General features: G+C 72.9%; 14 protein-coding genes. 7 read left to right on the top strand and 7 right to left on the bottom strand.

Features of this window, described 5'->3' with window-relative positions; genetic code table 11:
- Positions 1–66 precede the first annotated feature (66 nt).
- The 4 genes from AB0368_RS19740 to AB0368_RS19725 all read left to right on the top strand — a co-directional run bounded on the left by AB0368_RS19740 (position 67) and on the right by AB0368_RS19725 (position 6,962).
- A complete protein-coding gene (locus tag AB0368_RS19740) occupies positions 67–1,287 on the top strand; it encodes an HlyD family secretion protein (RefSeq protein ID WP_366155340.1) in 1,221 nt (406 codons plus the stop codon).
- Positions 1,284–1,982 (top strand): ABC transporter ATP-binding protein, encoded by a 699-nt coding sequence (locus AB0368_RS19735; RefSeq protein ID WP_366155339.1) that lies wholly within the window; start codon positions 1,284–1,286, stop codon positions 1,980–1,982. Before AB0368_RS19740 ends, AB0368_RS19735 begins: the two co-directional genes overlap by 4 nt.
- On the top strand, positions 1,979–3,175 hold the full coding sequence (locus AB0368_RS19730; RefSeq protein ID WP_366155338.1) for an ABC transporter permease: 1,197 nt from the start codon (positions 1,979–1,981) through the stop codon (positions 3,173–3,175). Before AB0368_RS19735 ends, AB0368_RS19730 begins: the two co-directional genes overlap by 4 nt.
- Before the next feature lie 115 nt (positions 3,176–3,290).
- Positions 3,291–6,962 carry a SpoIIE family protein phosphatase gene (locus tag AB0368_RS19725; RefSeq protein ID WP_366155337.1) on the top strand — a complete coding sequence of 1,224 codons (3,672 nt, stop codon included), beginning with the start codon at positions 3,291–3,293 and terminating at the stop codon, positions 6,960–6,962.
- 6 nt (positions 6,963–6,968) lie between these two features.
- Here the strand turns inward: AB0368_RS19725 and AB0368_RS19720 are convergent, their stop codons facing one another.
- Positions 6,969–7,613: a hypothetical protein gene (locus tag AB0368_RS19720; RefSeq protein ID WP_366155336.1), complete on the bottom strand. Its 645-nt coding sequence runs from the start codon at positions 7,611–7,613 to the stop codon at positions 6,969–6,971.
- Positions 7,614–7,791: 178 nt separating this feature from the next.
- Between AB0368_RS19720 and AB0368_RS19715 the strand changes: the two genes are divergently transcribed.
- Entirely contained in the window at positions 7,792–8,487 is a 696-nt protein-coding gene (locus AB0368_RS19715; RefSeq protein WP_366155334.1) for a DivIVA domain-containing protein, read from the top strand.
- A gap of 142 nt (positions 8,488–8,629) precedes the next feature.
- Here AB0368_RS19715 and AB0368_RS19710 read toward each other — a convergent pair whose 3' ends face one another.
- Positions 8,630–9,205 carry a helix-turn-helix domain-containing protein gene (locus tag AB0368_RS19710; protein WP_366155333.1) on the bottom strand — a complete coding sequence of 192 codons (576 nt, stop codon included), beginning with the start codon at positions 9,203–9,205 and terminating at the stop codon, positions 8,630–8,632.
- Positions 9,206–9,389: 184 nt separating this feature from the next.
- Between AB0368_RS19710 and AB0368_RS19705 the strand changes: the two genes are divergently transcribed.
- A complete protein-coding gene (locus tag AB0368_RS19705; RefSeq protein WP_366155332.1) occupies positions 9,390–10,997 on the top strand; it encodes a CocE/NonD family hydrolase in 1,608 nt (535 codons plus the stop codon).
- 96 nt (positions 10,998–11,093) lie between these two features.
- Positions 11,094–11,675 carry a hypothetical protein gene (locus tag AB0368_RS19700; protein ID WP_366155331.1) on the top strand — a complete coding sequence of 194 codons (582 nt, stop codon included), beginning with the start codon at positions 11,094–11,096 and terminating at the stop codon, positions 11,673–11,675.
- Here AB0368_RS19700 and AB0368_RS19695 read toward each other — a convergent pair.
- The 5 genes from AB0368_RS19695 to AB0368_RS19675 all read right to left on the bottom strand — a co-directional run bounded on the left by AB0368_RS19695 (position 11,672) and on the right by AB0368_RS19675 (position 16,923).
- The gene (locus tag AB0368_RS19695) at positions 11,672–13,489 is read right to left on the bottom strand and encodes a S9 family peptidase (protein ID WP_366155330.1); all 1,818 of its coding nucleotides are present in this window, start codon (positions 13,487–13,489) and stop codon (positions 11,672–11,674) included. The genes AB0368_RS19700 and AB0368_RS19695 overlap by 4 nt on opposite strands.
- Positions 13,486–14,847: an FAD-dependent monooxygenase gene (locus AB0368_RS19690; RefSeq protein ID WP_366155329.1), complete on the bottom strand. Its 1,362-nt coding sequence runs from the start codon at positions 14,845–14,847 to the stop codon at positions 13,486–13,488. The genes AB0368_RS19695 and AB0368_RS19690 overlap by 4 nt, the downstream gene beginning before the upstream one ends.
- Positions 14,844–15,134, bottom strand: coding sequence for a PqqD family protein (locus tag AB0368_RS19685; RefSeq protein WP_366155328.1), 291 nt, complete (start codon positions 15,132–15,134; stop codon positions 14,844–14,846). Before AB0368_RS19685 ends, AB0368_RS19690 begins: the two co-directional genes overlap by 4 nt.
- Positions 15,115–16,593: a StsB family radical SAM/SPASM domain sactipeptide maturase gene (stsB, locus tag AB0368_RS19680; RefSeq protein ID WP_366155327.1), complete on the bottom strand. Its 1,479-nt coding sequence runs from the start codon at positions 16,591–16,593 to the stop codon at positions 15,115–15,117. Before stsB ends, AB0368_RS19685 begins: the two co-directional genes overlap by 20 nt.
- Positions 16,594–16,656: 63 nt before the next feature.
- A complete protein-coding gene (locus AB0368_RS19675; protein WP_366155326.1) occupies positions 16,657–16,923 on the bottom strand; it encodes a StsA-related sactipeptide RiPP in 267 nt (88 codons plus the stop codon).
- Positions 16,924–17,007 lie beyond the last annotated feature (84 nt).

Below are 17,007 nucleotides of genomic sequence, written 5' to 3'. Positions count from 1 at the left end.
TCGCGTTTCCCATGGCAGAGGCGATACCTGACAGGATCCTGATATTCCATGGCCAGGATCGCCGGCATGGTTGCGAAGTCCGAGGCGCCGACCGAGCTGATCCCGGTCATCCCGGCGCCCCCGCCCCGCCGGCGCCGGGGCCGGTTGCTGTCCGGGGCCGCCGTCGTCGTGCTCCTGGCCGCGGTGCTCGTCGCGGGCTGGCGGCTGCGCGGCGGCGACGCCGCGGAGCGCCCGGCGGATGCGCCGATCGAGGTGAGGACCGCCGCCCTGAAGCGGCAGGACATGTCCGCGACCGAGTCGCTGTCCGGCACGCTGGGCTACGGCACCGCACAAGCGCTGACCGGCAACCGGGACGGCACGGTGACGTGGCTGCCGAAGCCCGGTTCCTTCGTCCGCCGCGGCGAGCAGTTGCTGCGGGTGAACGACCAGCCGGTGCCGCTGTTCTACGGGGCCATGCCGTTGTTCCGTACCCTCTCGGAGCGCAACACCGTCGGCCGCGACGTCCGGATCGTGGCCGCCAATCTCCGCGCCCTGGGCTATTCGACCGGCCGCCAGCCGGCGACGGGGGAGAAAGTGGCCCGGACCCGCCCGGCCCCCGCGCCGGTCGCGTCGCCCAAGCCGCCGAAACCGCTCACCGTCACGACGTGGATCACGGTGCACAAGGGCGAGGACGTCCTCACCTCCGGGCTCATCAGGGCGATCAAGCGGTGGCAGGCCGACGGGGGACTGCCCGTGACCGGCCGGATGGCGGTGGGCGACGTCGCCGTCCTCACCGGCGCGGTCCGCGTCGATTCCGTCGCCGTGCAGCTCGGCGCGCCGGCCGGCGGACCGCTGATGGCGGTCACCCCCACGGCCAAGGTGATCACCGTGCCGGCCGACGCCGGCGAGGCGGGGTCGATCGAGCGCGGCGACCGCGTGACCGTCGCCCTGCCCGGCGACCGCACGGTGCCGGGGAAGATCACCGCCGTGGGCACCTCGCTCAAGGCCGAGGAGGGGCAGAGCGGCGACGAGCCGCCGAAGCTGACCGTGACCGTTGCCGTCGACGACCCGAAGACGATCGCCCGCCTGGACTCCGCCGACGTCGAGGTGAACTTCGTGGCGGAGACCCACAAGGACGTCCTCGTGGCGCCGGTCGGGGCCCTGCTGGCGCTCAGCGAGGGCGGATACGCGGTCCAGGTGCGCGGCGGCGGGCTGGTCGCGGTCGAGACCGGCATGTTCGCCAAGGGCATGGTCGAGATCAGCGGGGCCGGCCTCACCGAGGGCACAGCGGTAGTGACCACCTCATGACCGCGGTCCTGTCCCTGCGCGACGTGGGGAAGGTCTACCCGGGCGGGGTCGCGGCGCTCGCCGGGGTCTCCATCGAGATCACGGCGGGGGAGCTGCTCGCCATCGTCGGCCCGTCCGGGTCGGGCAAGTCCACGCTGCTGCACCTCATGGGCACCCTCGACCGGCCCAGCACCGGGTCGGTGCACATCGGCGGGAACGACACCGCCCGGCTGCCCGACCGCCGGCTGTCGGCGCTGCGCGGGCGCCTGCTCGGCTTCGTCTTCCAGCAGTTCCACCTCACCGACGGCCTCACCGCCGCGGAGAACGTGGCCACCGGCCTGCTCTACGCCGGGGTGCCCCGGCGGGACCGCCGAGCGCTGGCCGCCGAGGCACTGGCCCGGGTCGGGCTGGCGCACCGGGCCGGGCACCGGCCGCACGAGCTCTCCGGCGGTGAACGCCAGCGGGTCGCGATCGCCCGGGCGCTGGTCAACCGGCCGGCCCTGGTCCTCGCCGACGAGCCCACCGGGGCCCTGGACACCGCCACCGGGCACGCGGTCCTCGGGCTGCTGCACCGCCTGCACGAGGAGGGGACCACCATCGCGCTGATCACCCACGACCGGGACATCGCCGCGTCCTTGCCGCGCCGCATCGAGATCCGCGACGGCCGGCTCGTCGCCGACAGCGCCCGGGGGTCGGCGGCGGTGAGCGCCCGGTGATCCGCCCGGTCCGGCTCGCCCCCCTCGACGTGCTGAACCTGGGACTCGTCGGCCTGCGTACCCGCAAGGTGCGAGCGGCGCTGTCGGCGCTCGGGATCTCCATCGGCATCGCGACGATGATCGTGGTCACCGCCATTCCGGCCTCCAGCCAGGCGGCGCTCATGCGCGACCTCTCCGCGCTCGGCACCAACGTGCTGCAGGCCATGCCGCTGCCGGACCAGGATCCGCCGGCGCTGCTGCCCGAGGAGTCGGTCGCGATGGTCCAACGCATCGGCCCGGTCACGGTGGCGAGCGCGGTCGCCAACACCCATACCCTGGTACGCCGCTCCGACCGTACGGATCCGCACGACGGTTCCGGGCTGACCGTGCTGGCCGCCCGCCTCGACCTGCCCCAGGCGATCAACGCGCGGATCCGCTACGGCCACTGGCTCACCGCCGTCACCGGCAGGTTCCCGACCGTCGTCCTCGGCTCGGTGGCGGCGTCCCGGCTGGGCTTCGCGCAGGTGCCGGCCGGCGGCTCCCCGCCGCAGGTGATGATCGGCGACCAGTGGTTCACGGTGGTCGGCATCCTCGCGCCCACGCCGCTGTCGCCCGACATCGACCGGTCGGTGCTGGTCGGCTGGGAGGCGGCCCGCAGCCGGTTGCGCTTCGACGGCCATCCGACCGTGATCTACCTCCAGGCGCAGGAGGACCGGCTGGAGGCGGTCCGCGCCGTGCTGCCCGCCACGATCCACCCGGAGCGCCCGGGACAGGTCACGGTGACCCGCCCGTCGGACGCCCTCGCCGCGAAACGGGCGAGCGAGAACACCTTCTCGTCGCTGCTGCTCGCCCTGGCGGCGGTCGCGCTGCTGGTCGGCGGCATCGGCGTGGCCAACACCATGGTCATCTCGGTGCTGGAGCGCCGGGCCGAGATCGGCCTGCGGCGGGCGCTGGGCGCCAACCGGGGGCAGATCCGCGCCCAGTTCCTCACCGAGGCGGTGGCCCTGGCGACGCTCGGCGGAGTGGCCGGCACGGTGCTCGGCCTGGTGACGACGGTGGCGTACGCGGCGTACCACGGATGGCCGGTCGTGGTGCCGGCACCGGCGCTGCTGGCCGGCGTCGGCGGCGCGGTGGCGGTCGGGGTGATCGCCGGCGTTTACCCCTCAGTACGCGCCTCCCGGCTGACACCCACCCAGGCGCTCGCCACGGTGTGACCGACCGCCGGCCGCGGCGGGATTGGTGTCCCGGGGCGTCGGGTAATGCACAGCGGTTGGGCAGTGCATCGCCGGCGGGCGCGGGGGAGACGTGATGGCGAAATGACGGGCACCGATGGCGCCGGATGACGTGTTCGCGGAAGGCGGGGGCACCGGCGAACTCATGGCTCGGATCGACTGGTCCCGTACGCCGCTGGGGCCGGTGACCGGATGGCCGCAGAGTCTGCGGTCAGCGGTACGCATCGTGCTGTCGTCGCGCTATCCGATGCTGCTCCTCTGGGGACCCGAGTACACCCAGCTGTACAACGACGCGTACTCCGCGCTGATCGGGGACCAGCACCCCGCCGCTCTCGGCGGCGACGTACGCGTGACCCTCGAGGCCGGCTGGGACGTGCTGGAACCGCTGATCGCCGAGGCCATGGCGACCGGGGTGGCGAGCTGGGTGCCCGCCCTGCGGCTGATGCTGGAACGGGCCGGGTACCGCGAGGAGGCGTACTTCAGCGTCTCGCATGCGCCCGCGCGGGACGACTCCGGGCGTACCGTCGGCGTGCTGACCGTGTGCAGCGAGGTGACCGAGCAGGTCGTGGGGGAACGGCGGTTGCGCCTGCTGCGTGACCTGCCGGTGCGCGGCGGCCAGAGCGGCGGCGCCGGCGAGACCTGCCGGCGCCTGGCGGCGGCCATCGCGGAACACCCGCTCGACGTGCCGTTCGCCGGGATCTATCTGCGCGACGGCGGCGTGCTGCGCCGGGCGGCCGGCGCCGGCGTCGATGCCGCCGGCCGGGACGTGACCGCCCTCCTGCCGCAGGTGCTGGACGAAGCGCCGCCGGACACCGTACGGCTGGACACGCCGGGCTCGCTGGAGGTCGCGGGCGGGCCCTGGGCGCTGCCCGTACGCGATACGGTCGCCGTCCCGTTGCCGTCGGCCGACCAGGCCCAGCCGCTCGGGGTGCTGCTCGCCGGGATCAGCCCCAGCCGGGCCCTCGACGACGCCTACCGCTCCTTCTTCGAGCTGCTCGCCCAGCAGGTGTCGGTGGCGGTGCGCAACTCCCTGGCGTACGAGGAGGAACGGCGCCGCGCGGAGACGCTCGCCGAGCTCGACCGGGTCAAGACCGCGTTCTTCACCGACGTCAGTCACGAGTTCCGGACCCCGCTGACGCTGATGCTCGGGCCGCTGACCGACGCCCTCGCGGACCGCGCGGAGCCGCTCGGCGAGCGCCAGCGCGACCGCGTCGATACCGCCCGCCGCAACGCCACCCGCCTGCTCACCCTGGTCAACAACCTGATGACCTTCTCTAGCCTGGAGGCGGGGCGGGCCGGCAACACCCCGCGCCAGGTGGACCTCGCCCGGCTGACGGCCGAGCTCGCCGGCGTCTTCCGCGCCGCCGTCGAGCGCGCCTCGCTGCGCCTGGTGGTCGACTGCCCGCCGCTGCCGCGCCCGACCGCCGTCGACCCGGCCAACTGGGAGACCATCGTCACGAACCTGATCTCCAACGCCCTGAAGTTCACCTTCGTCGGCACGATCCGGGTGGCGCTGGACAGCGATGACGAAATGATCCGGCTGCACGTGACGGACAGTGGCATCGGCATCGCGGCCGCGGAGCTGCCGCACCTGTTCGACCGGTTCCACCGGGTCCAGGGTGCGCAGGCCCGCAGCCACGAGGGCAGCGGCGTGGGGCTGGCGCTGGTGCGCGAGCTCACCCGGCTGCTCGGCGGTGACGTCGCCGTGACCAGCTCGCCGGGCAGCGGCACGACCGTCACCGTGGCTCTGCCGTGGACGGCCGTGACCCCGGCCGGCGCCGTCCCCGGCACGGCCGCCACGGGTGCCCGGGCCCGCGCCCTGGCCGAGGAGGCGTCGGGCTGGCTGCCCGAGCCGGGTACGGCCCCGGACGAGCCCGACGAGCCGAACGATCCGGACGAGCTGGTGATTCTGGTCGCCGACGACAACGGCGACATGCGCGCGTACCTGACCCGGCTGCTGACGGCCGAGAACTGGCAGGTGGAGGCCGTGGGCGACGGCCAGGCGGCGCTCGACTCGATCCGGCGCCGCCGCCCGAGCCTGCTGCTGACCGACGTGATGATGCCCCGGCTGGACGGCTTCGCGCTGGTCCGGGCGCTCCGCCAGGACGAGGCGACCCGCACGCTGCCCGTGGTCATGCTCTCCGCCCGCGCCGGGGACGAGGCCGGCGTGGAGGGCCTGGACGCGGGCGCGGACGACTACGTCGTGAAACCGTTCACCGCCGCCCAGCTCGTCGCCCGGGTCCGCAGCGTCCTGGAGCGCGACCGGCTCCGGACCGGGTCCGCCCGGCACGGGTCCGCGGCGGCTGCGACCACCACCGTGATCGCGTCCGGACGGGTGCTCGAGGACGCCGTCCGCGCCGCGACCGAGCAGGCCTGCGCGCTGGTGGGCGGAGTGCGCGCCAGCACAGTACTGAGCGGCGGACCGGACCGGCCACCGCTGACGTTCAGCACCACGGCGCTGCCCGGCAAGGACGGCCGCGGCCTCGTCCGTACGGCGATCCGCGCCCGCGACGGCAGCGAGATCGGCACCCTCACGGTCCTGCTCGACGCGCCGGCCGAGCCCGGCGACGCTGAGGCGTTGCTCGAACCGGTCGCGGCGATGCTGGCGGCCCTCGGCGAGAGCCGGTGGGAGCTCGGCGACGGGCGGCAGATCGCGATCACGATGCAGCACAACCTGCTGCCGGAGAGCCTGCCCGCCGTACCCGGCTGGGACCTCGCCGCCCGGTACCGGCCGGCGCCGGGCACTGTGTGCGGCGACTGGTACGACGCCGTCGCCGTGGACGGGGGAGACCTGCTCCTGGCCGTCGGCGACGTGGCCGGGGAGGGGCCGGATGCCGCGGTGACCGCCGGCCGCCTGCGCAGCGCCGTACGCGCGTACGCCGCGCAGGACCCCACCCCCGAACGCATCCTGGCCCGGCTGGTGACCATGGTGTCCCGGTTGCGCACCCCGTCCTTCGCGACCGTGCTGCTGGCCCGGCTGAGCCCGGGCACCGGCGAGCTGACCTGGGCGACGGCGGGCCACCCGGCGCCGGTCACCTGCCGCCCCGGCGAGCCCGCGACCTGGCTGACCGGCGCGAGCGGCCCGCCGCTGGGCCTCGGGACCGCCTCGTACGCCGGCAACCGGCTGAACCTCCCGCCGGGCGCCCACCTGCTCCTGTTCACCGACGGCCTCGTGGCCGATCGCGGGCAGCCGTTCGACGCGGGGATCGCGCGGCTGCTCGCCCGGTGCACCGACCGCAGTCACCGCGGCGTGGCCTCCGCCGACCTGCTCGACGCCGCCCTCGCCGGGGACGGCGGCCCGCCCGCCGACGATGTCGCCGCGCTGGCGCTGCACCGCCTGCCGCCGGAACGGCCGGCCGCGGCCCCGGCTCCGCCGGCGGCCCTCGATCGGGCGTGGACCTATCCGCTGCTACCGACCGCCTCCGCCGGGATGCGCCGTGACCTGCGCGCGGCCCTCGCCGGCCAGGTGACCCCGGACCTCCTCGACGACCTGCAACTGGCCGCCACGGAGGCGGTCAACAACGCGGTGGAGCACGCCCAGCAACCGGCCCGTCCCCAGGTCGACGTACGGCTGCAGGTGGCGGACGATGTGATCCGGGTCAGCATCCAGGACTACGGCACCTGGCGCGGCCGTCCTGCCCCGATGGACCGCGGGCGCGGTGCGCTGCTGATGAACGCGTACGGCGAGGTCCGCGTCACCTCGACCCCGGCCGGCACCCTGGTCACCGTCGAGCGGCGGCTGGGCCCGGGACCGGCCCCCGGACCCTGATCCGCCTCAGCGGCGCAGTCCGACCGAGACCAGCACTGCCCGCGCCATGCCCGCGCTCGGGCGTACGACGGCGTCGCGCACCCACCGCCCGGCGCCGGCGACCACCCGCCACGCGGGGACGACCGTCCACCGCCACCCCCAGGCGATCGCCAGCCCGATCGGCCGCAACACCCATCGGTACAGCTGTCGCAGCACCCGGCCGGCGCCGAGCCATCCGGGCAGCAGGACCCATCGGTACGCCACCCGCCCGATCGCGCTGAGCACGGCGACCAGCGCCTCGAGCGTCCACGTCAGGCCTCGCCCCAGCGCCGCCCACACCGGCCCGGTCACGGTGAAGAACCACGCCACGGGTACGACGACCAGGTAACGCACCAGGAACACGAGCGGCCGGACGAGAAACGCCCGATGGGCCCACACCCACCGCGCCAGCCACCGCAGCGGCACGACGACCAGCCGATGCGCCAGCCGGTTCAGCGGCACGACGACGAGCCGGCGCCACAGCCGGGCGAGCGGACGCCCGACGTAGCGTTCGAGGAACCCGCCGACGACCTTCAGCAGCTCCCACGCGACCCGGATCGGGAGCACGACCACGACGGCGAGGACCCGGACCGGCCACTGGATCCAGGGCGGCTGCTCGGGCGCGGTGCTCATGGCCGACCACGGTAGTGGACCCCCTCCACTTGCGGAATCACTTCGTGGCGCTCTATGTCGTTCTGTCGGGCTACTTCACCTGGACCCGCCGGAAGGCCCTCCGCGCACGCGAGTGACTTTGCGCGGCGGCATAGGATCGACCCCCGACACCGCCGCCGACATCTCTCAAGGGAGCGCGATGCCGCTGACTCCGGCCGACGTCCACAACATGGCCTTCAAGAAGCCGCCCATCGGGAAACGGGGATACGACGAGGAAGAGGTCGACGCGTTCCTCGACGAGGTCGAGCAGGAGCTCATCCGGCTGCTGGAGGAGAACGGGGCGCTCCACAACCAGGTCCAGCGCCGCGGGCCGGGCGGTCCCGGTCAGGCCGCTTCCACCGTGGTGCTCGACGGCGAGTTCGCCGAGATCGCGGCGAAGCTGGAGCGGCTGCAGGAGGCGCGTGCCCGCGCCGAGCAGAACGCCCGCAGTGTGCAGGCGCAGCTGGAGCAGGCTCGCAACGCGCCCGTGGCCGCCCCGGCCGCGTCCGGCGACGACGACCGCAACGCGCGGGTGCTGATGATGGCGCAGCGTACGGCCGACGACCACCTGCGTGACGCCCAGCAGGAGTCGGAGTCGCTGCTGACCGACGCCCAGGGCAAGGCCGAGCAGATCACCGGCGAAGCCCAGATGCGGGCCGGCACCATCGAGGGCGAGGCCCGCCGCAATCACACCGAGGCGATGAACAGCCTGGGGGCCAAGCGGGCCGCGCTGCTCGACGAGATCGAACGGCTGGGCCAGCTCGCGCAGAGCTACCAGAACGCGCTGCAGAGTCACCTCTCGCAGCAGATGCAGGAGCTGAACAGCGAGCCGAAGGTGCCCCGCGCCGCTCCGTGAGCCGACCGTGCGCGTCCGCGTCAGGAGCGCGGCGTGCCGGTCGGCCGCCCGGCTGCGTCCTCGTCCCCGCGGATGATCCGGCGCACGTCGTCGGAAGGGTTGTCGAACTGCGCCTGCGCCAGCGCGGCCGCCGGCTCCACCGTCAGGGCGCGTGGCGGCCCCGGAAGACGCCGTCGAGCATGAGGTCGATCGAGCGGTCGGCGGCGGCGCGGGCGGCCGCCGTGTCCTCGCCCGCGCCCGCGATGCCCCGCACCATCGCGAAGAGCAGCAGCAGGTCGCCGGGGACCAGGTCGCGGCGTACGTAACCGAGGTCCTGCGCCCGCCGCAGCGGCTGGGTGAAGGCCGTGACCATGCGGCGCTCGTACCGCCGGCGGGCGCCGGACTCCAACCCCTCCGCGAACACCACCAGCGACCGCATTTCGATCAGCCGGTGCAGAACTGTGCGCAGCAGCGAGCGGAACGCGTCGGGACGCTCGGTGCTCGCGGCGGCGGCCTCCTCCAGCCGGTGCAGCTGGTGGCCGATGACGGCGGCGGTCAGTACCTGCCGGTCGGGGAAGTGCCGGTACAGGGTCGCCAGGGCGACGCCCGCGCGGCGCGCGATCTCGGGCATGAGGCTGACGGCATCTCGCCCGCACAGCACCTGGCTCGCGGCTTCGACGATGGCTTCACGATTTCGCCTCGCATCCCGCCGGAGTGACGTTCGCGCACCGTAGAGCATGTGCGAGCCCCCTAATGTCGGCGTATATGTTACCGACAAGTAACGAGAATGTCACCGCCTTCAATTTCTCGGTACCGGCTCCTACGCTGCCGCCACTGACGCGCTGCAGCTTCGCCACCGCCCCCCACCGGGGCCGATGGCCGTCGGCAGGTCCACCGACGCTTCGACACCTTCAGGAGTGCTCATGGCGCCCCGTCGCGCTGCCCTGCCCGTCCTCGCGCTCTCGCTGATCACCGCCACCGTCCTGGCGACCGCACCCACTCCGGCGGCGGCCTCCGTCACCGCCACTACGCCCGTCGCCGCCGCACAGGCCTCCGCCGGCCTGCGCTTCGTCGACATCACCGCCCACGACGGCGTGGTGCTCAAGGCCAACGTCGCCGTACCGGCCACCGCCGGCCGGCATCCCGTACTGATCATGCCGGCGAGCTGGGGCCTCAACGATCTCGAATACGTCGCCCAGGCCCAGGAGCTCGCCGGCCGCGGCTACGTGGTCGTGTCGTACACCCCGCGCGGGTGGTGGTTCAGCGGCGGCGAGATCGACACCGCCGGCCCGAAGGACATGGCCGACCTGTCGCTGATCATCGACTGGACGCTCGCCAACACCCCGGCCGACCCGGCGCGCATCGGTGCGGCCGGCATCTCGTACGGCGCCGGGCTGAGCCTGCTCGGCGCGGCCTTCGACCGGCGGATCAAGGCGGTCGTGGTGATGAGCGGCTGGGCCGACCTGGTCGCCGCGCTGTACGCCGACGAGACCCGGCACCGGCAGTCCGCAGGGTTCCTCGAGCTCGCCGCGGACACCCTCGGCAACCCCAGCGCGGAGCTGAGCGACGCCCTCGCCGACTTCAACGCCAACCGGGACAAGCCGCAGGTGCAGGCCTGGGCCAAGAAGCGGTCCCCGGCGACGTACCTCGACGCGATCAACGCGAACGGGCCCGCCGTCATGATCGCCAACGGCTGGGGTGACACGTTCTTCCCGCCCAACCAGATCGTGGACTTCTACAACCGGCTCACCGTTGCGAAGCGCCTGGAACTGCGCCCCGGTGACCACGCGATCGCCGAGCTCACCGGCTTGGCGGGGCTCGACAACGATGTGTGGAACAGCCTGTACCGGTGGTTCGACCAGTACCTGGGCGGCGTCTCCACCGGCGTCTCCACCGAACCGCCGGTGGAGGTCAAGCCCTACAACGCGCCCGAGGAGCACTACGCCTCCTGGTCGGCACTGGCCACCTCGAACCGCCGCTACGGCCTCGGCGCCATCCGCTGGTACGACGGCACCGGGCTGCTCGGCGGCGACCCGAGCACCGGCTGGTCCAAGTCCCTGCCGACCGACAAGGACACCTTCGCGAACGGTGGGATCGCCCTGATCACCAACAGCCTCGCGGCGTTCACGGGGTGGCAACCGTGGATCTGGCTCCCGGCGGTCGACCGCTCGCGGGCCGGTGTGTGGGCCTCGGAACGGCCGTCGTCGGTCCAGCGGGTCCGCGGTATCCCGAAGGTGCACCTGGAACTGAGCGGCACGGAGGCGCAAGGCACGGTCGTCGCCTACCTCTACGACCTCGACTCGCTCGGCAACGCCAGTCTGATCACCCACGCCCCGGCCACCTGGCTGGACGAGAAGGGCGGCTCGCGCAGCTTCGACTTCTCGCTGCAGGCGACCGCGTACGACGTACCCGCCGGGCACTCGCTGACGCTCGTGATCGACACCGTCGACGGGCTGTACTACGACGAGAACGCCCCGCACAAAACGGTGACGATCGACGGCGGCTCCTACCTGGACGTGCCGCTGCACTGACCCCGGACGGCCCCGGCGTCCCGCCACGGGCGCCGGGGTCGGCCGCTGTCGGATATCCGCGGCTCAGCAGTGGTGCCGGTGTGCGACCTTGTCGGTATGCACCTGCGCCTGAACCGTCGTCCCGTGGCCGCCGCCGTGCTCGCCACCGCGCTGCTGGCCGTGGCCGCCTGCAGCGACAAGCCGTCTTCCCCGGCTCCCACCACGGCGACCACCGGCCCGGCGCCGTCGGCCGCCAAGCCGGCCGCGACCGGCATCGGCACCAAGCCGGCCGGCGAACCGGCCGCCACCACCGGGGCGCCCGCGGGGGACTCGAAGGCTGCGATCGGCGAGGGGCGCTGGCCGGCGTACGTCACGGCGGTCGGCGACGGCGAGTTGACCATGGACCTGGTCGAGTTCCTGACCGGGGACGCGGCCGTGAAGGCGTGGCAGAAGAAGTACCCGGACTCCGACGAGAAGACCCCGCCGAACGACTACATGATCGTGAACGACAATCCCAAGAAGCGCGTCGTGCCCATCACGGACCCGGTGGCCGTGAAGGTCGTCGGCGAAGGCGTCGGGGGAGTCGCGGACAAGAAGGGCGACCTCGGCGACGTGAAGGCGCGGATCCCCCACACGCTGTTCTGGCTGACCGTCAAGGGCGGCAAGGTCACGGCGATCGAGGAGCAGTTCCTCCCCTAGCCCAGATGCTCCGCGAGGAAGCGTTCGACCGCGGCGTAGTAGGTCTCCCGGTTCTCCGGCCTGGCCAGGCCGTGGCCCTCGTCCTCGAAGAGCAGATACTCGTACGGCAGGCCCTTCGCCCGCAGCGCCGCGACGATCTGCTCGGCCTCGTCCTGCGTCACCCGGACGTCGTTCGCGCCGTGGGCGACCAGGATCGGGGCGGTGACGTCGCCGATGCACGACAGCGGTGACCGCTGCCAGAGCAGGTCGCGTTCGGTCTCCGGATCGCCGACCTGGGCGCGCATGAACGACGCCAGCGGAGTCCGGTACGGCGCGCCCCCGGCGAGCAACGTCAGCAGGCTCGACGGCCCGCACAGGTCGATCGCGCAGGCGAAGACGCCGGGGGTGAACGCGGCGCCGGCCAGCGCGGCGTATCCGCCGTACGAGCAGCCCATGATGGCGACGCGGGCGGGATCGACCGCGCCGAGGCCGACGAGGTGGTCGACCGCGTCGAGCAGGTCGGTCTGCATGGCCGCGCCCCACTGCTTGGCGCCGAGGTTGCGGAAGTGCTTGCCGTAGCCGGTGGAGCCCCGGAAGTTCACCTGGATGCAGGCGTAGCCGCGGTTGGCCAGCAGCTGCGCCTCTTCGTCGAAGGCGAAGGTGTGGCGGGCCCAGGGACCGCCGTGCACGTTCACCACCGCGGGCAGGTTGCGGCGGTCGGCCTGCGGCGGCCAGGTCACGTACCCGTGCACGGTCACGCCGTCGCGCGCGGCGTACTCGAACGGTTCCATCCGGGCGAGCCGGTAGGGGTCGAGGCCGGGCTGGTGGTTGCCGAGGTAGCGCAGCCGCCCCGCCGCCCGCTCGTACACGTAGTAGAGAACCGGGCCGGCGCCGGTCACCGCCGAGACGGTCCACAGGTCGCCGGAGCGGTCGGTACGGTCGGCGTACACCTCGGCATCGACGTCCCGGAGCGCGAGCTCGCCGCGGATCCGGGCCATGTCCTTGGCGTAGGCTTCGTCGAGGTACACCCATTCGTCGCGGTCCTTGGCGAAGGCCACAGCCTGCGGCGCCCCGGTGAGCGGGTCCAGTTCCACGCGCGTGACGTCGTGGACGGGATCGCCGGCGAGCAGGGTCTGCGTGCCGGAGGCGAGGTCGACCGCGTAGAGCCGGGCGGCGTTCGCGCCGATGGACGACAGCAGGTGCACGGTGGCGCCGTCGCCGGTGAAGCCCAGGACCCGGGTTCCCATGACGTCCTCGTACGGCACCTCGAGCCAGGGCTCGCCGTCCAGGTGGATGGTCGCCCCGCCGTCCGCCCGCATCGTCGTGCCGCCGCGGATGCGCAGGTCGGAGTCGATGATCCAGCTCAGGTAGCCGGGGTTCTCGGCGACCCGGGTCAACTCGCCGGTCGGCAGGTCGAGGCGGTAGACGTCGTGCAGGTGCCGGCGCTCCCGGTTGAGCCCCAGCAGCACGGTCTCCGGGTGCCGGCGGTGGTGGGCCAGGACGCGCGCCTGCACCCCGTCGAACGGGGTCGCGCACCGCTCCTCGCCGGACAGCAGGTCGACCAGGTACAGCCGCCAGCTCTCGTCGCCGTGCTCGTCGCGCAGGTAGAACAGGGTGCGGTCGTCGTGGCAGACGCCGTAGGTGCGGATGCCCCGGCCGCGGTCGCGCGTCACGACCCTCGCCTCGCCGGGCCGGTCCACCGGGGCGATCCACACGTTCATCACGCCGTCGTCCGGCGCGAGATGGATCAGGTGCCGGCCGTCCGGGGAGATCTCGGGCTTCAGGTACGCCGGGTTGCCGAACAGAACGGACCGCGGAATCAACGGTACGGTCACAGCCGGCTCCCCGCGGTCGACAGCCACCAGTCGGACAGCCCGCGGTACTGCGCGATCGCCTCGCCGGTGGCGAGCGGCGTACCGGGCTCGGCGGTCAGCTCCCGCAGGAACGCGGCGTCCACGGTCCGATGCGCGGGCACCAGCGTCTGGGCCCGGAACATCTCGGTCATGAGCGCCGGGCTGCTCAGCACCGCGCGGCCCGTAAGGGCCGGTGTCCGGCGTGGCGGGGGCGTCCCGGTGGCACCGGCGCGGTCCTGTCCCGTCGCCATCCGCCAGGAGGCGTCCGCCTCGGCCGCCATGGCGTCCTGCAGGCCGCCGAGCCCGCCTCCGGGCCGTCCGGTGAGTTCGCGGTCCAGCCGCAGGGCGCTGAGCGCGGCGACCGACATGCCGTGCGAGTACACCGGATTCACCGCGACCAGGGCATCGCCGAGGACGAGGAAGTTGCCGGGAAGGGCCTGCCGCTCGAAGAATTTGCGCCGGTTGGCGGTCGCGCGGTACGGGCGGATCGGGCCGATCGGCTCGGCCGCGGCGAGCAGTCCGGTCAGGACGGCGAGGTCCAGTCCGTCCGCGCACTCGGTGAACTCCGCGTCCGTCACCGGGGGAGGGGCGCCCCGGGTCCCGGTCAGGGTCACGATCCACCGGTCGTCCTCGATCGGCAGCAGTGTCGCCCCGTACCCGGGACGTCCGCTCGCCGGCCGCGGATGCAGCATGATCGCCGGGAGGGTGGCGGCGAGGCCCGCGGGCCCCCGGTAGATCCGGGTCGAATAGGCGAGGCCCGGATCGACCGTCTCCTCCTCGACGGGCGGGCCGCCGAGCGCGGTCAGCCACCGGTCGGCCCTGGACCGCCGCCCCGTCGCGTCCACCACCAGGTCGGCCGGGATCGTCGCGGTCCGCCCGTCGGGCCCGGCGACCACCACGCCGGTCACCCGGGACGCATCGCCGGCCAGGGCCACCACCCGGCTGCGGTCGCGCACCGTGACGGCGCCGCCGGCCAGCGCCCGCTGCCGGATCACGTGGTCCATCAGCCATCTCCCGGCCGAGACGAGGTACGCGCCGGTGTCATGGCGGCGGAACCATCCGTCCGAGCTGCGGATGAGCGCGCCGTCCGGCAGTCCGCGCCGCTGGGCGCCGCGGGCGAGCAGCGCCTCCAGCGTGCCCGGCAGCAGCGTCTCCAGGGCCCGCGCACCGCCGGTCACCAGCACGTGGCTGTGGTACGCCTGCGGCAGCCCCGGTCGGGCGACCGGGTCCTCCGGGTACCAGCCGCTCTCGACCAGGGTGACGTGGTGGGCGTGCCGGGCGAGCACGTGCGCCGCCAGCACGCCCGCGAAACCCCCGCCCAGGACGACCGCCGACTTCATGCTTGTACGGCCGCGAGATCCTCGGCCAGCAGGCCGCTCTCGACCATGGAGCTGATGAACTGGTCCACCTCGGCGCGGATCCGCTCGCCCAGCGCCGCGTTGCGGCCGGCGAACAGCAGGGACAGCTTCGTGATGACCTGCTCGCGGTCGCCGTCGCTCTCCACCAGCACCCAGATCTTGGCGCCGGTCTCGTTCAGGCTGCGGAACTCGCCCGACTCGGTGTGGTAGAGCGCGATGCCGTTGGCGGTCTCGTTCCAGATGACCGCGTCATCGATGCGCAGGGACATTTCCCGACCTCCTCTGGACCGGCATGACCGGGATCAGCTCGCCCACCTTGATGGCGGGCTTGGGTGTGGGCACGTACGTCTTCCACTGGTCGTGCACCGCGTGGATCTCGCCGGTGGCGACCAGCCGGGGGACCGTCATCTCGAGGTCGTTCGCGGCCAGCTCGGCGCGGGTCACCCCGGTCTCCTGCCAGAGCTGCGTGACGACCCCGTGCCGCAGGATCCGGCACAGGTGGCGGCTGTTGCGGCGCAGATCTCCGGACTCGGACATGTGCGCGGCCCGGCACCCGCCGCCGCAGTTCGACTTGATGTAGCACTTGGCGCAGTCGTCGTGGAACTCGCCGCCGTAGACGGTGCTCCTGCGCATCGCGCCCAGCACCGGGCTGGCGAAGATCTCGCTCAGGGGCTGCCGCCGGACGTTGCCGGCGTGCTCGGCGCGCCCGGTGACGAGCTTGCACGGGTAGACGTCGCCCAGCGAGTTGACGTAGATCTCGTTGCCGCCCATGCCGCAGTTGCCCTTGACCGAGCACGGGCTCACCGGCCGGGGCCCGTCCGGCTTGAGCTGCGCGGCGACCGGGGAGGTCCAGACCAGCTGCTGCACGCGCAGGTGGTCGCTCCAGCCGAAGGAGTCGTCGTCGTCGACGCCGCGGCCCAGGTCGTTGTGGTTCATCAGGCGCACGCTGTGCACCTCGATCCCGTCGAGGAACGACGCGAAGTCCTCCAGCTCCTCGACGTTGTCCGAGGTCACGATGTGGTTGATCGAGGGCAGTACGCCGGCGTCGTTGAGCATCTGCAGCGCCTTGTACGTCTTCGCGAAGGAGCCGTCGCCGCGGGTCCGGTCGTGGGTCTCGGCCGTGCCGCCGTCGACGCTGATCGTCACCCCGCCGAACAGCTCCGCGAAGCGGCGCGCCAGCTCCGGAGTGCGGATCATGGTCGCGTTGGTGATGATGTTCGCCTGCAGCCCCAGCGAGTTCGCGTGCTCGGCGAGGGCGAACAGGTCCTTGCGCAACATCGGCTCGCCGCCGGTGAAGACGAGCCGCTTGGCGCCGAGGGCGGCGACCTGCGAGATCAGGTCCATCGACTCGGCGGTGTTCAGCTCGCCGGGAAGGCATTTCTCGGACGAGGCATAGCAGTACGGGCAGCGCAGATTACAGCCGTCGGTGACGGCGTAGTACACGGTGTTCAGCGGTGCCTCGGTGACTTTCACGGTGGGGATGTTGCCGTTGAAATAGACGATCCAATTGAGGATCAGCTTGGCCAGGGCGCGCTCGTTCGCCGCTGATTCCTCCAACGGTTCGCCGGCGCCGGCCAGCGCCTTCAGCACGCCGAATTCCTGCGGCTTGAGGACGCACCGGGCGCCCACCTGCGGGTTGACGACCAGGTGGTCCTCGCCGTTCACGAAATAGGTCAGGTCTTCCGGCACGTCGAACAGGGAACGGTGCCGAACCAGATTCCCGCGCATGCGTCCTCCTCAGGGCCCGGCACGGGCGCGGCCCTCGCGGGTCGCGCCCGTGCGGTGCTCGAACTAGTTCTGCTGGTGGCCGGAGCCGGACCAGGCGCCGCAGGCGCACAGCATCGCGGCGTCGAAGCCCTGCTCGGAGGCCTCCGGCTTGGCCCACTCCTGGGAGTGCGCCACCACGTCGGGCAGGACCGCCATGAGGCGGTTCTTGGTCGAGATGAGCACCTCGGTCTCCGCCTGGGTCAGGCTGCCGTAGAACTCCTCGAGCTCGGGGGTCATCGGGCCGCCGAGAATGCCGGCCTCACGCAGGGCCTCAGCCGAGTTGAACGTCATTTCTCCTCCTGAGTGAAACAGTTTTGACAACGGGGTCGATATCGAGAATGCGGGCCGGTGGCCGGTGCTCACAACCCCACGAAT

The sequence above is a fragment of the Actinoplanes sp. NPDC051475 genome, from assembly GCF_040689425.1.
Classification (GTDB): domain Bacteria; phylum Actinomycetota; class Actinomycetes; order Mycobacteriales; family Micromonosporaceae; genus Actinoplanes.
The sequence above is the reverse complement of the archived record's forward strand: the minus strand, read 5'-3'. Positions and strand labels throughout refer to the sequence as shown.

Bases quoted from the DNA above. Each gene is read 5' to 3' on its own strand.
- AB0368_RS19710 (WP_366155333.1), bottom strand. From the start codon at position 9,205: ATGCTCTACGGTGCGCGAACGTCACTCCGGCGGGATGCGAGGCGAAAT.
- AB0368_RS19700 (WP_366155331.1), top strand. From the start codon at position 11,094: ATGCACCTGCGCCTGAACCGTCGTCCCGTGGCCGCCGCCGTGCTCGCC.
- AB0368_RS19705 (WP_366155332.1), top strand. From the start codon at position 9,390: ATGGCGCCCCGTCGCGCTGCCCTGCCCGTCCTCGCGCTCTCGCTGATC.
- AB0368_RS19685 (WP_366155328.1), bottom strand. From the start codon at position 15,134: ATGTCCCTGCGCATCGATGACGCGGTCATCTGGAACGAGACCGCCAAC.
- AB0368_RS19725 (WP_366155337.1), top strand. From the start codon at position 3,291: ATGGCGCCGGATGACGTGTTCGCGGAAGGCGGGGGCACCGGCGAACTC.
- AB0368_RS19690 (WP_366155329.1), bottom strand. From the start codon at position 14,847: ATGAAGTCGGCGGTCGTCCTGGGCGGGGGTTTCGCGGGCGTGCTGGCG.
- AB0368_RS19735 (WP_366155339.1), top strand. From the start codon at position 1,284: ATGACCGCGGTCCTGTCCCTGCGCGACGTGGGGAAGGTCTACCCGGGC.
- AB0368_RS19720 (WP_366155336.1), bottom strand. From the start codon at position 7,613: ATGAGCACCGCGCCCGAGCAGCCGCCCTGGATCCAGTGGCCGGTCCGG.
- AB0368_RS19675 (WP_366155326.1), bottom strand. From the start codon at position 16,923: ATGACGTTCAACTCGGCTGAGGCCCTGCGTGAGGCCGGCATTCTCGGC.
- AB0368_RS19715 (WP_366155334.1), top strand. From the start codon at position 7,792: ATGCCGCTGACTCCGGCCGACGTCCACAACATGGCCTTCAAGAAGCCG.
- stsB (WP_366155327.1), bottom strand. From the start codon at position 16,593: ATGCGCGGGAATCTGGTTCGGCACCGTTCCCTGTTCGACGTGCCGGAA.
- AB0368_RS19740 (WP_366155340.1), top strand. From the start codon at position 67: ATGGTTGCGAAGTCCGAGGCGCCGACCGAGCTGATCCCGGTCATCCCG.